Here is a 13,938-nt window from a genome sequence, read left to right on the forward strand (position 1 = left end):
GGCGCCGAAAATCTTTGCCGTCTGCCGGTTTCGCCGGACTCCGCAGGCATGCGCATCACGTTGCGTCCGCAGTGCAGCAATGCCGAAGGTATATGCCCGGCGCGCCCTCGGAAAAGGGCTGCAATGCCCGAGTGTGCCGCATCGGGTATCCATGTTGCGTCGGTGCAACATCTTTTGCCGGCAGGGTGCATTCCGGCCCTGCTTGACTTGCGCCTGCATGCTCCCGTTTTGTACAATCGCTTCAACTTCTCGCTTGAGAGGTAAGTCGGGCCGTGGTGGATTCCCCGGTCTCAGCTTCAAATTAGAGGAGAAACATACATGCAGAAGAAACTGATTGCCCTGGCCGTCGCCGGCCTGGTCTCCGCCCCGGTTTTCGCGCAGTCGAACGTCACCGTGTACGGTATCGCCGACGCTTTCTTCGGCTACGGCAAGATGGACGACAACAAGTTCACCGGCGTCGAGAGCGGCGGCTGGGCGGGTTTCCGCCTGGGCTTCAAGGGTAGCGAGGACCTCGGCAACGGCCTGAAGGCCGTGTTCACGCTCGAGTACGGTATCGAACTCGACGACAACGAAGGCGTCGGCTCCGGTGCCTCGCGTAGCCGTCAGCAGTTCGTCGGCCTGCAGGGCGGTTTCGGCTTCCTCGGCCTCGGTCGCCAGTACTCGCCGGGCTACTACGTGCTCAAGTACGATGCGATCAACGTCGTTCCGTTCAGCCCGCAGTTCATTCTTGCCAACGCCCTCGGTTCGAACATCGTCGCAGCCAGCCCGGCGCGCCTCAGCAACTCGATCAACTACAAGTCGCCCGATTTCGGCGGCCTGACGCTGAACGCGATCTATGGTTTCAACGAAGAGAACCAGGACAATAACCGCCAGGCGGGTGACACGGCAGCCATCGGCGCCGAGTACGCGAACGGCCCGCTCGCCGTCGGCCTCGTCTACAGCCAGGTGAAGCAGGACGCCGGCGCCATCGCGAGCGAGAAGTTCAACGGGGTTGCCGACGACACCAAGAAGGAAGCGTATCTGGGCGCCGCCTACGACTTCGGCATGTTCAAGCTGATGGGTTCGTACCAGGTCATCAAGGATGCCACCGACAGGGAAGACAGCGACAAGGTCTGGCAGGTCGGCGGTATCGTCCCGGTCAGCTCGGCCGGCAAGGTCCATCTGTCGTATGGCCGCACGGATGCGGATAGGGATGACAGCGACGCCGCTGCCTGGTCGCTGCTGTACTCGCACAGCCTGTCGAAGCGCACGACCGCTTACATGGGCTACACGCAGGTCGATAACGACGACGCGACCAACATCTCGGTCCTCGCTAAAAGGACCGACGAGACCACTGGCGCCGCCCTCTTCGACGAAGAAAGCCGCAACTTCCTGATCGGCCTGAACCACTCGTTCTGATCGTCTCCTGACGATTTGAAATCCGCGGGCGCTTCGGCGCCCGTTTTCATGTGCGCCCAGTGACGCGCGCGACTGCGCCCACTATGACGCGATGGGAGATCGGGCTTGGCTTTGCCGGAATCTGACCACGGATTCGTCCGCTGGTCAGGAACAATGAATGTGGCGTTGCCGATTCTGACGCGCGCCCGGCGGGCGGCGCCGTCGGCTCAGACCGCGAAGCGCGGACTTTGCAGGTCCAGCAACATCTTGTCCTGTTCGGCAGGCGAGAAAAACAGACGGTAGAGGCTGCGGTCCCGCGACGACGCATTCCCGCCGATGCGCCGGATTTCGTGTTCCGCGTGTTCGAGTGAAAGCCGCATCAGCACTGCGGGGGCGCCGACGCGCGGGCAGATGCGTTCCGGCCCCGCGACCTCGTAGCCCATCATGCGACTGTAGAAGGCCGTATGCCGGGGATGCACCTCGATGAACAGATCCGTCATGTGATGCACGAGGCGCGTGATCATGAAAGCGAGGTGAAAAACCGACGCCAGCACTTCCGGCGAACTGTGCGACGGGTCCATTGCCAGCCGGGTCACTTCGCATACCCGTGCGCCATTGCTGCGCGCCTCGTCGATCTCGCCCTGGTAAAGTGTGTCGGCGAGTAAGCCGCGGGGCGAATCGATGCCCACCGTCAAGGTGCCGAAAAGAAGGTCTCCCTTGCAAGCCGCCAGCGTTGTCTGGCCGGCATGTTTCGACAGCTTCGCCGGCTGATCCGTCGCAAGCCCGCGCCATGAATACATCCGCTGGATGAGCTTGCTGATTTTGCCGTATACGCCGTCCATGTCGTCATGGACAAGCCGAACGTGATATCCATCCCGCCTGATCGCAAAGTCCGGATCCATCGCGCCGAATCTGTAGTCGACGATTGAAAGCGACGGTTTCAAGCGTGATTGCTTCGCTTTTGTAATGCGTTCGGCGTGGTAAGCTGCTTCTGTCATTTGTGTTTGCGCCTCGTCATTGGAGGAGGAAACCGCCCGGACGAATTCGGGGGCAAGAAGAGCGCGATCCGTTTCAGGCCGCGCGCCGAACTCTACCGGCAGGGGATTATGGACGCTGTAAGCGGTTGTGTATTTTTTCCTGCTGTATAAGGGGTTACGATTCGTAGCATGAAGGGAACTTGCCCAGCGCATGATGGGCATCGATCCAGAAGGGGGAGCATGGGTGATGAAAGACAATGCATCGATGTTGGCTGACGGTGTCCGCAAGTTCCTGGGATTGACGATTGCGGCGGGGCTGTTGTCGGGGTGTGCGACGTCCTCGTTTCCGCCGGCACCGAGCCTCGCGTCCGATGCCGATTACAACTATGTGATCGGGCCCGGCGACAACGTGAATATCGTCGTGTGGCGAAACCCCGAATTGTCGATGTCGGTGCCGGTGCGGCCGGACGGAAAGATCACGACGCCACTGGTCGAGGATCTGCCCGCGCTAGGGAAGGATTCGTCGACGCTTGCGCGCGATATCGAGAAGGCACTCGCCAAGTTCATTCGCGAGCCGATCGTGACGGTCATCGTGACCGCTTTCGTCGGGCCCTATAGCGAGCAGGTTCGCGTGGTCGGCGAGGCGACAACGCCGCAGACTCTGCCCTACGTGCAGAAGATGACGCTGCTCGACGTGATGATTGCGGTGGGGGGCATCACCGAGTTTGCCGACGGCAACGGCGCGTCGATTCTCCGTACCGGTGAAGGAAACAAGCAGTACAGCGTTCGCATCGAGGATCTGATCAAGGATGGCGACGTGTCGGCGAACGTCGAAGTGCGGCCGGGCGACGTCCTGATCATCCCCCAGAGCTGGTTCTGATTTCCTGACTTGAGCTGCGTGCCTGCGCAGTGCGGCAGGTACGTCGATTCACACGGTGACAAGGGACGGGGACGCTGATGGAAGAACTTCTTTCTCGGATGGTCGGGTACCTGCACGGCATGTGGCGCTTCCGCTGGTGGGGGCTCACATTTGCGTGGATCGTCGGCATCGCGGGAGGCTTCGTGATCTATTCGATGCCCGATCGTTACGAATCCACGGCACGCATCTTCGTTGACACGCAGTCGGTGTTGCGCCCGCTGATGTCGGGGCTCGCGGTTCAACCCAACATCAACCAGCAGATCGCGATCCTGAGCCGCACCCTGATCACGCGCCCGAACGTCGAAAAGCTCATCACGATGGCCGACCTCGATCTGGAGGTGCGCACCCCCGCCGAGCGCGAGGCGCTCATCGCCGAGCTCACGGGAGGGCTGGAGATCGTGGGTACCGGCCGGGACAACCTGTTCACGCTGGCCTACCAGGACGCTCATCCGGAGCGCGCCCAGCGCATCGTCCAGGCCCTGGTGTCACTGTTCGTCGAATCGGGGCTGGTCGGGAAACGCCAGGATTCCGCTTCGGCGCGGCGCTTCATCGACGAGCAGATCGCCGGTTACGAGCAAAAGCTTGCCGAAGCCGAAAACCGCCTGAAGGACTTTCGCCTGCGCAACATGGCACTGCTCGGCGACGGCGGGCGCGACTACGTTTCACAGATGAATGAATTGTCTGCCCAACTGGGGCAGGCGGAACTCGAACTCAAGGAAACGGAGAATTCCCGCGATTCGCTCAAGCGCCAGTTGGCCGGCGAGGACGCCGTGCTTCTGTCGCAGCCGGAGAACCCGGCCGCGGTCGCGTTGCCCGAGATCGACGGGCGGATCGACGCGCTGGAAAAAAATCTCGACGGCCTGCTGCTGCGCTATACGGACGACCACCCCGACGTTGTCGGCGCACGGCGCGTGATTGCGCAGCTCGAGGAGCAGAAACAGAAAGAAATCGAAGCGATGCGCAAGGTCGACGCCTCCGCGCCGTGGGTGCCGAATGCCAACCCGGTCGTGCAGCAGATGAAGATCTCGCTCGCCGACGCCGAGGCCATGGTCGCGTCGCGGCAGGCACGGGTGGCCGAGTTCGGTTCGCGGCTTGCACGGTTGCGCGCGTCGGCCGAACTGCTGCCGAAGATCGAAGCCGAGCAAACGCAGTTGAACCGCGATTATGAAGTACATAAGCGCAACTATGAATTGCTGGTGGCGCGTCGCGAGTCGGCAAACATATCGGTGGAAATGACCACTCAGGGCGGCATCACGGAATTTCGCGTGATCGACCCGCCGAGCCTGCCGAACAAGCCTGCGGCACCCAACCGCGTCCTGCTGATGCCATTTGCCGGGTTGATTGGGCTGGCAGCCGGCATCGCATTGACTTTCCTGCTCTCGCAGCTTCGCCCGGCCTTCGACAATGTGCGTTCGCTGCGGGAAATCACCGGCCTGCCGGTGCTCGGCGCGGTTTCGCTGGTTGCCGACCCCGTGCGCGAAAGGCGAAGGCGCCGCGGCCTGCTGGCATTTGGCGGAGGCGTTGCCGGGTTCGTCATGACGGTTGTTGGAATGACCGCGATGGTTCAGTTGCTGCAAGGCTAGGAGAGATCAATCCATGAGTCTCATCGAAAAGGCCGTCGAGCGGCTCGGCCAGTTGCAGCGTGCGGACGCGCAAACACCGGAGCGGGATGCCGGTAACGCCGGCAATGCCGGCGGAGCCGAAAAGCCGGCGGATTCCAGCACCGCGGCATCGGGCGAATTGCCCGGACGCGCCGCACGAAGCGAACGTGCGGCGCAGGCGCCGCGGGTCGCTGCAGAGGCTGTCAGCGTCGAACTCGATCTGGACCGCCTGACCCAGCTCGGGTTCGTCACGCCGAAACAGCCGCGCTCGGTGATCGCCGAGGAATACCGGGTGATCAAGCGTCCGCTGATTCACAATGCGCAGGGCAAGGGTGCGGCGGCGGTGGCCAATGGCAACCTGATCATGATCACCAGTGCGTTACCCGGCGAAGGCAAGTCGTTTACCGCGATCAATCTCGCGATGAGCATTGCGATGGAGCTCGACCACACGGTCCTGCTGGTCGATGCCGATTTTTCTCGACCGGCGATCCTCTCGCGTCTCGGCCTGCCACCCAGGAAAGGTCTCATGGACGTGCTGGCCGGCGACGTCGGGGATCTCTCCGAAGTCCTGCTGCGAACCAATATCGAGAAGCTTTCGATCCTTCCTGCGGGGATGGTCCATCAGCGGGCGACCGAGCTGATCGCGTCCGATGCGATGAATCACATGCTCGAGGAGATGGCCAGTCGTTACGCAGAACGGATCATCGTGTTCGATTCGCCGCCGCTGCTGGCAACCACCGAAGCGCGCGTGCTTGCGACCCACATGGGACAGGTCGTGCTGGTCGTCGAGTCCGAGCGGACGACCCATGGTGCCATCCAGCAGGCGCTTTCGACGATCGATGCGTGCCCGATCAGGCTCCTGGTGCTCAACAAGGCGGCGGAGGGCGGTCGCGGCAGCCTTTACGGATATGGATACGGCTACGGATATGGTTATGGCGGAGGTTCTCGAACGGAAGAGTACGGTGCGGATTCGCGGACGGACGCTGCGGCCTGAACCTCGCGTGCTCCGCGAGGGTCGCGCCGGCATGAAACTTCTTGCGCTTGCCGGTGCGGTGATCGTTGTCGGGAACGCGAACGCGCAGGTCTTCACCGTGAGGCCGTCGATCTATTCGAGGCTGACCTATTCCGACAACGCCAGCGCGACCGAGGGCGGCGGCGACTGGGTTGCCGAAATCGCGCCCGGGATTGCCGTCGCGCGCGACCGGGGACGTGTCACCGGAAGCCTCGACGCGCGCCTGCGCAGCATCGTGCATGGCAACGACAGCGAGCGGGATTCCACCTTCGTCGCGATGCAGGGGCAAGGTCAGGTCGAAGCGGTCGAAGACGTCTTGTTCCTCGACATGTCGGCTTCGATCAGCCGCAACAACACGTCGGATCTGAGGGGGCGGGCAACGCAGGATTTTCTCTCTACCGACAGCGCCAACGAGACCCGGGTTTTTTCGCTCGGACCGCGCCTGCATTTCAGGCTCGGTGCCGGTCCGCAGGGTGTCGCCAGCTATCGGATGAACTGGTTTGACGGCGGGGGGGGCATCCTGTCGCGCACCGTTGCGAACACTCGCGGCCAGCTCTCCGACCCGCAGGCGTTCGGCAGGGGCGGCTGGTCGCTGGATTACTCGCGCGTCGATACCCGTTATGACGAGGTGGCGAACAGTGAGGTGACGGAGGAAGTCGTTCGCGCGACGATGTTCCTGCGCGTGTCGCCAGAGTTCCGCCTGCGTGCGATCGCGGGTCACGAATCGAACGAGTACTCCGTGCGTTCGGGTGAAAGCGGCACGATCACTGGCGCCGGTTTCGACTGGAACCCGACGCCGAGAACGGCGCTGTCGGCTACTGCCGAAGACCGCATCTTCGGGCGCGGCTATTACCTGAATTTCAACCATCGCCGGCCGCTGTCGTGGTGGGACATCTCCTATTCGCGCGACATCTCATCGTCGCTGCAGACGAATGGCAGCGTATTCGACGATCCGGCCTTCAGGAGTCTCTTCGATGCGCTTGCGGACGAAATCCCGGATCTGTTCGAGCGGGAGGTTCTCGTGCGCCAGCAGCTCGGCTATCCGGCGCTCGGGGTGCGGGACACGTTCGTGACCAACAACTACTTCCTCGCGCGGACGCTGCGCGGCAGCGTGTCGCTGCTCGGTGCGCGCAATGTCCTGACATTCTCGCTGCAACGCACGGAACGCTCCCGCCTCGGCGATCCGTTCATCAGCGACCCGCGTGACGACCTTGCAGTCTTCGATGCCGTCACGACGCGCTCGGCGACGGTTTCGCTCAGCCACAGCCTGTCGCCCGCGGCGTCGCTGAACACGAGCCTCGTCCGCTCCTACGCGGAGGGGCGGGGAGCAGACGATGCCGAAACGAGGCGGACGACGTTTTCGCTCGGGCTCAGTACCCGCCTCGGGAGGCGAACTGCGGGGAGCCTGACCTACCGCCACCAGCGTGCGACGGGGGCCAGCGATTTCAGGGAAAACATCCTGACTGCCAGTCTCGGCATGCAGTTCTGACCGGGGGTCGAATGTACGAATCGTATTTCAAGCTCCGCGCAAAACCCTTTCAGCTCAATCCCGATCCGGCATTTTTTTATGGCAGCCGGGGTCATCGACGGGCGATGGCGTATCTCGAATACGGGCTGCACCAGAACGAGGGGTTCATCGTCGTGACGGGCGAAATCGGCGCCGGCAAGACGACGCTGGTGCGCAGCCTGCTCGAGCACCTCGAGCCGAGCAAGGTCGTCGCCGCGAACCTGGTCAGCACGCAGGTCGATCAGAACGACATCCTGCGCATGGTCGCGGTGGCGTTTGGCGTGCCCAGCCGGGGTCTCGACAAGGCCGGCCTGCTGCTCGCCCTCGAAACCTATTTCGTGTCGCTCGCCGCCGCCGGCAAGCGGGCGCTGCTGATCGTCGACGAGGCGCAGAACCTCTACGAGGAAGCGGTCGAGGAACTTCGCATGCTGTCGAACTTCCAGCTCGAAGATCACGCGCTGCTGCAGAGCTTCCTCGTCGGCCAGCCCGAGTTCAGGGAGGTCATGCAGAGTCCGCAGATGCAGCAGCTGCGGCAGCGGGTGATCGCTTCGTATCATCTCGGTCCGATGGACGCCGAAGAGACGCGCGCCTATATCGAGCATCGCCTGCACCACGTCGGCTGGGAGAGCGACCCGGTTTTTGCCCCCGCGGCGTTCGATGCGATCTATGGCTACACCGGCGGCATCCCGCGGCGCATCAACGCGCTGTGCGACAGGCTGATGCTGTCCGCGTTCCTCGCCGAGCGTCACGAAGTGTCCGGCGAAGACGTGCGCGAAATCGTTGCCGAACTGAAGGAAGAGTTCGACCCGGCGCCGCGGCGGGGCACGAACGGAAAACCGGTTCCGTTCCAGGGCGGCGCCTTTGCCCCGGGATCGATCGATCCGGCTCGCCTGGTGGTTCCCCACGGGCTGACCGGGCAGGTAGCAGGCATGGCGGCCAGCTTCGACGTGCAGCGCATCGAGGCGCGCATTGCCGGGCTCGAACATTCGCTGTCGGCCACTCTCGACGTCCTCAACCAGCTCCTGGCTGCGGTGCGGCGCGACGGCACGACGGAGGATTCGCCTCATGATTGAGCCAGGGGCGGCGGCGCCGGTGATCTGCGTCGTCGGGGCGCGCCCGAACTACATGAAAATGGCGCCGATCATCCGCGCCCTCGCGGCACATCGGCCGCCGCTGCGGACGCTGCTCGTGCACACCGGGCAGCACTACGACAGCGCGATGAACGAGCGCCTGTTCGCCGACCTCGATCTGCCGCACCCGGAGGTGAACCTCGAAGTGGGTTCGGCCAGCCATGCAGTGCAGACCGCCGAGGTGATGAGGCGTTTTGAACCGGTCATCGACGCGCACGGCGCCCGCGCGGTGCTGGTGGTCGGCGACGTGAACTCGACGCTGGCGTGCGCGCTGGTCGCGGTCAAGCGCCACGTGCCGGTCGCGCACGTGGAATCCGGCCTGCGCAGCCATGACCGCAGGATGCCGGAAGAGATCAATCGCGTCCTGACGGACCAGATCGCAGATCTTCTGTATACGACCGAACGCAGCGCCCACGACAATCTCGCGCGCGAAGGAATTGCGCCCGAGCGCATGGTGTTCGTCGGCAACGTGATGATCGACAGCCTGCTCGCCAACCTGCCGAAGGCCGCGCTGCCGGCCGAGCTGCTCGCGGCCGTGGGGTATCCGTCGGAACGGATCGCCGGCGGCTACGGCGTCGTGACGCTGCACCGCCCGTCGAACGTCGATCATCCGCAAACGCTCGGGCCGATCATCGACGCGCTGAGCGAGATCAGCACCCGCCTGCCGCTGGTGATCGCGCTGCATCCGCGCACGCGCAACAACCTCGAACGGTTCGGCATGCTCGACCGGCTCGGCGCGCCGGGTTTCGTCATCCTGCCGCCGCAGGGCTATCTCGAGATGCTCGGCCTGATGGCGGGGGCGACGGTCGTGCTGACCGATTCGGGCGGCATCCAGGAGGAGACGACGGCGCTCGGGGTGCCGTGCCTGACGATCCGCGAGAACACCGAACGCCCGATAACCGTCGAGCAGGGCACGAATACGCTGGTCGGCGTCGATCCGGCGGCGCTGCGGGCGGCGGTCGATACGGTTCTCGCTGGCGGGGGCAAACGCGGGCGCGTGCCGGAATACTGGGACGGCCGGGCGGCGCAGCGCATCGCCGCACACCTCGCGGCGTGGCTCGACGCGCATGAGAAACAGGCGCAGCCGGCATGAGCACGGCGATCGTGAACGCGCTGACGATCGATGTCGAAGACTACTTCCAGGTGTCCGCGCTCGCCCCGCATTTCCCGCGCAGCGAGTGGGAGCGGATACCGTGCCGGGTCGAGCGCAACGTCGAACTGATCCTCGAACTCCTCGATCGACACGGGACGAGCGCGACGTTCTTCACGCTCGGCTGGGTCGCGGAGCGCCATCCGTTGCTCGTGCAGCGGATCGCGGCGGCCGGGCATGAGGTGGCGAGCCACGGCTACGCGCACGAGCGCGCCAGCGCCCAGTCGCCCGAAGCCTTCCTCGCCGACATCGTGCGGGCGAGGAGCGTGCTCGAGCACATCACCGGCCAGCCGGTCACCGGCTATCGCGCACCGAGCTTCTCGATCGGCAAGACCAACCTGTGGGCGCACGACTGCATCGCGCAGGCCGGATACGCATACAGTTCGAGCGTGTATCCGGTGCGGCACGATCACTACGGCATGCCGGACGCGCCGCGCTTCCCGTACCGGCTGGACAACGGCCTGCTCGAAGTCCCGGTCACGACGATGCACTGGCTGGGGCGCAACTGGCCCGCGGGCGGCGGCGGGTACTTCCGCCTGCTGCCCTATGCGGTGTCGCGCTGGCAGATCGACAAGGTCAATCGCGACGACCACCGCGCGGCGATTTTCTACTTCCACCCGTGGGAGATCGATCCCGGGCAGCCGCGGGTCGCGGCGGCGTCGGTGCGGACGCGTTTTCGCCACTACCTGAACCTCGACCGCACCGAGGAGCGCCTGCGTCATCTGCTGGGCGATTTTTCCTGGGGGCGGGCCGACCACGTGTTCTGCTCCGGTGCCGGAAGCCCGTCGTCCCGGGAGCACTGACGATGGATCGGGTTCCGGTGGTCGTCAGGCAACTCACCGGCGCGGATCACGACCGCTGGGACGCATTCGTCCGCGGCTGCCCGGACGCGACGTTCTTCCACCTGTCGGCGTGGCAAGGGATCATCCGCGAAATTTTTCGCCACCGGACCTTCTTCCTGTATGCGGAACGCGCCGGCGACATCATCGCCGTGCTGCCGCTCGCCGAGGTCAATAGCCGGCTGTTCGGCCACGCCCTGACGTCCCTGCCTTTCTGTGTCTATGGCGGCCCGGCCGGCGATCCCGAAGGCGTTGCGCTCGTCGAGGCGGAGGCCGAAACGCTCGCGCGCCGGTTGCGCGTCCAGCACCTGGAGTTGCGCAACCTCGCGCCCCGCCACGAGGAGTGGCCGCGGCAGGACCTGTACGTGACGTTCCGCAAGGAGATTCAGGCGGATGACGACGCGAACCTGCTCGCGATCCCGCGCAAGCAGCGAGCGATGGTGCGCAAGGGCATCAGGCACGGGCTGGCGAGCCGGGCCGATCCGGATGTCGAGCGCTTTTTCTCGCTGTATGCCGACAACGTGTTGCGGCACGGCACGCCCGCGTTGCCGAAAGCATTTTTCGCGCGCCTGATGAAGGACTTCGGGCCGGACTGCGAAGTGCTCACGGTGAGCGACCCGGAGGGAAATGCGCTGTCGAGCGTGCTGAGTTTCTATTTTCGCGACGAAGTGTTGCCGTATTACGCCGGCGACGCGGTGATGGCACGTGACGTCGCGGCCAACGATTTCAAATACTGGGAACTGATGCGCCGCGCATCCGCGCGGGGCTGCCGGCTGTTCGATTTCGGCCGCAGCAAGATCGGCACCGGTCCGTTCAGCTTCAAGAAGAACTGGGGCTTCGAGCCGCAGCCGCTGTCGTACGAATATCGCCTCTACAAGCGCGACTCGGTGCCGCAGAACAACCCGATGAATCCGAAATACCGCGCCTTCATCGCGCTGTGGCGCCGGTTGCCGATACGCGTGGCGAATGCGATCGGGCCGCACATCGTGCGCAACCTGGGATGATCATGGATTCCCGGCCGCCGCTGCTCTACCTGGCGCATCGCATCCCCTATCCGCCAAACAAGGGCGACAAGGTCCGTTCGTTCAACATCCTGCGCCATCTCGCGCGCAGCCACCGCGTCTACCTCGGCACCTTCGTCGATCACCCGGACGACCGGGAGTGCATCGGGCCCCTCGGTCAGTGGTGTGCCGGCATACATGCCGTCGAACTCAAGCCACGACGCGCACGGCTCGCCAGCCTGCGTGGCTTATTCACCGGAGAAGCCCTGAGTCTGCCGTATTACCGTGACGGCGGCATGCGGGCATGGGTGCACGAAACCGTCCGGAACCATGGCATCCGGCGGGCGGTCGCGTTTTCCGGTCCGATGGCGCAATACCTCGATGTGCCCGGTCTGGCGCGGTGCATCGTCGATTTCTGCGACCTCGATTCGGCCAAGTGGATCCAGTACGCGGCCCGGCGGCCTTGGCCGATGTCCTGGCTGTACCGGCGTGAGGGCGAGCGCCTGCTGGTGTTCGAGCGCACGGCGGCACGCGCCGCGGATGCGAGCCTGTTCGTGACCGACGCCGAGGCTGCGCTTTTTTGCCGTACGGCGCCTGACCTGGCCGATCGCATCGTGTCGATGCGAAACGGCGTCGATGCGGAGTTCTTTTCGCCCGGGCGGGAATATCCCAACCCTTATCCCGACCGCGGGCCTGTGGTGGTGTTTACCGGTGCAATGGATTACTGGCCGAATGTCGATGCGGTGACATGGTTTGTGCGCGACATCCTGCCGGTGCTTCACCGCGTGCGGCCCGCAGTGCGTTTTTACGTCGTTGGCATGAATCCCGCGCCAGCGGTTGTCGCGCTGGCCGGACCGGCGGTTGTCGTCACCGGCAGCGTGCCCGATGTACGCCCGTGGCTCGCGCACGCCGATCTCGTCGCGGCGCCGCTTCGCATTGCACGCGGCCTCCAGAACAAGGTTCTCGAAGCGATGGCGATGGGCAAACCGGTTGTCACGTCGGCAGCTTCCGCCGCGGGCCTCGAAGGCCGTCCGGGGCTGGATTTCGATATTGCCGACGGTGCCGCCGAGTTTGCCGAGCGCATCGATACGCTGCTCGGCGACGCGGCGTTGCGCAGGAAAATGGGCCAGCACGCGCGCGCGCGCGTGCTGGCCGACTACAGTTGGGACGCCCACCTGGGCCGGCTCGATCGGCTGCTGGGCGAGCGTCCCGACGCCGGGCAGTCGCAGGAGCGGGCACGCCGGGCGTGGTCCGACGCCGATGCTCGCCCGTTGATCGTCCATGTCGTGTATGCGTTCCACGTCGGCGGGCTGGAAAACGGGGTCGCGAACCTGATCAATCATCTGCCCGCGGCGCGTTTCCGCCACGCGGTTGTCGCACTGACCGACTGTTCGCCGGATTTCTGCGCTCGCGTGGTGCATGACGACGTGCAGTTCATCTCGCTGCAAAAAGGGCCCGGACATGGCATCAGGCTATATCCGGCACTGTACCGCCTGTTTCGGGCGTTGCGTCCGGCGATCGTGCATACGCGCAACCTCGCCGCGCTCGAAGCGGTCGTGCCGGCGTGGGCGGCCGGCGTGCCGGTGCGGATTCATGGTGAGCACGGCTGGGATGTCTCCGATCCGCACGGCATCCGCCTGCGGTTTCGCCTGATTCGCCGGGCATACCGGCGGTTCGTCACGCACTATGTCGCCCTGTCGAACCATCTGCGGGCGTACTTGACGGAGAGTGTCGGGGTGGCGCCGGAGCATGTCACACGGATCTGCAACGGCGTCGATACCGCGCGCTTTCGCCCCGCGACCGCCGGCCGGCACCGGCTCGACGGCTTACCATTCAAGGAATCCGGTTTGCGGGTCGTCGGCACGGTCGGCAGGTTTCAGGCGATCAAGGATCCGCTCAATCTTGTGCATGCGTTTGCGCTGCTCGTGGCGCGTGACCCCGCGCTGGCGCAGCGGCTGCGCCTCGTGATCGTCGGCGATGGTCCGTTGCGGGGCGAGATCGAGGCGGAAATCGCCGCTGCGGGCATCGGCGACCGGGTGTGGCTGGCCGGTGAACGCGAGGATGTGCCGGAGATTATGCGGGCGATGGATATCTTCGTGCTGCCGTCGCGGGCGGAAGGAATCTCGAACACGATCCTCGAGGCGATGGCCAGCGGGCTGCCGGTGATCGCCACGCAGGTGGGGGGGAATTACGAACTCGTCCTTGCCGACGAAACCGGCTCGCTGGTCCCGCCCGGCGACGCCGCCGCCCTTGCCGATACGCTGGCCTATTATGCGGCTGACGAGGCGATGGCCGCGGCGCGCGGGCGGTCGGGCCGCCGGCGCGTCGAGGGTGAGTTCAGTATCGATGGTATGGTCGGGCGTTACGCCGATCTTTACGAGTCGCTTCTGGATGCGGCCGGGCTGCCGGTGCTCGCAACCTGACG

General features: G+C 64.7%; 11 protein-coding genes. 10 read left to right on the forward strand and 1 reads right to left on the reverse strand.

The window, feature by feature from the left end:
- Positions 1-318: 318 nt before the first annotated feature.
- Positions 319-1,398 carry a porin gene (locus pbN1_RS13645; RefSeq protein ID WP_169201310.1) on the forward strand — a complete coding sequence of 360 codons (1,080 nt, stop codon included), beginning with the start codon at positions 319-321 and terminating at the stop codon, positions 1,396-1,398.
- A 206-nt stretch (positions 1,399-1,604) separates the two neighbouring features.
- On the opposite strand, the gene pbN1_RS13650 is transcribed toward pbN1_RS13645, so the two are convergent.
- The gene (locus tag pbN1_RS13650) at positions 1,605-2,567 is read right to left on the reverse strand and encodes an N-acyl amino acid synthase FeeM domain-containing protein (RefSeq protein WP_244856957.1); all 963 of its coding nucleotides are present in this window, start codon (positions 2,565-2,567) and stop codon (positions 1,605-1,607) included.
- A gap of 34 nt (positions 2,568-2,601) precedes the next feature.
- Between pbN1_RS13650 and pbN1_RS13655 the strand changes: the two genes are divergently transcribed.
- The 9 genes from pbN1_RS13655 (at position 2,602) to pbN1_RS21040 (ending at position 13,936) form a co-directional block, all read left to right on the forward strand.
- Positions 2,602-3,234, forward strand: coding sequence for an XrtA/PEP-CTERM system exopolysaccharide export protein (locus tag pbN1_RS13655; RefSeq protein WP_169201309.1), 633 nt, complete (start codon positions 2,602-2,604; stop codon positions 3,232-3,234).
- A gap of 77 nt (positions 3,235-3,311) precedes the next feature.
- Positions 3,312-4,856 carry an XrtA system polysaccharide chain length determinant gene (locus pbN1_RS13660; RefSeq protein WP_169201308.1) on the forward strand — a complete coding sequence of 515 codons (1,545 nt, stop codon included), beginning with the start codon at positions 3,312-3,314 and terminating at the stop codon, positions 4,854-4,856.
- Positions 4,857-4,869: 13 nt separating this feature from the next.
- Positions 4,870-5,868, forward strand: a complete 999-nt coding sequence (locus pbN1_RS13665) for an XrtA-associated tyrosine autokinase (protein ID WP_169201307.1) — start codon at positions 4,870-4,872, stop codon at positions 5,866-5,868.
- A gap of 31 nt (positions 5,869-5,899) precedes the next feature.
- Complete coding sequence (locus tag pbN1_RS13670) at positions 5,900-7,375, forward strand: TIGR03016 family PEP-CTERM system-associated outer membrane protein (RefSeq protein WP_169201306.1); 1,476 nt, start codon at positions 5,900-5,902, stop codon at positions 7,373-7,375.
- An 11-nt stretch (positions 7,376-7,386) separates the two neighbouring features.
- On the forward strand, positions 7,387-8,466 hold the full coding sequence (locus pbN1_RS13675; protein ID WP_169201305.1) for an XrtA/PEP-CTERM system-associated ATPase: 1,080 nt from the start codon (positions 7,387-7,389) through the stop codon (positions 8,464-8,466).
- Positions 8,459-9,616, forward strand: a complete 1,158-nt coding sequence (gene wecB, locus pbN1_RS13680; RefSeq protein ID WP_169201304.1) for a non-hydrolyzing UDP-N-acetylglucosamine 2-epimerase — start codon at positions 8,459-8,461, stop codon at positions 9,614-9,616. The genes pbN1_RS13675 and wecB overlap by 8 nt, the downstream gene beginning before the upstream one ends.
- A complete protein-coding gene (locus tag pbN1_RS13685; protein WP_169201303.1) occupies positions 9,613-10,476 on the forward strand; it encodes an XrtA system polysaccharide deacetylase in 864 nt (287 codons plus the stop codon). Before wecB ends, pbN1_RS13685 begins: the two co-directional genes overlap by 4 nt.
- A gap of 2 nt (positions 10,477-10,478) precedes the next feature.
- Positions 10,479-11,516 carry a FemAB family XrtA/PEP-CTERM system-associated protein gene (locus pbN1_RS13690; RefSeq protein ID WP_169201302.1) on the forward strand — a complete coding sequence of 346 codons (1,038 nt, stop codon included), beginning with the start codon at positions 10,479-10,481 and terminating at the stop codon, positions 11,514-11,516.
- The gene (locus pbN1_RS21040) at positions 11,513-13,936 is read left to right on the forward strand and encodes a TIGR03087 family PEP-CTERM/XrtA system glycosyltransferase (RefSeq protein ID WP_342343969.1); all 2,424 of its coding nucleotides are present in this window, start codon (positions 11,513-11,515) and stop codon (positions 13,934-13,936) included. Before pbN1_RS13690 ends, pbN1_RS21040 begins: the two co-directional genes overlap by 4 nt.
- Positions 13,937-13,938 lie beyond the last annotated feature (2 nt).

The organism is Aromatoleum bremense (assembly GCF_017894365.1).
Classification (GTDB): Bacteria; Pseudomonadota; Gammaproteobacteria; order Burkholderiales; family Rhodocyclaceae; genus Aromatoleum; species Aromatoleum bremense.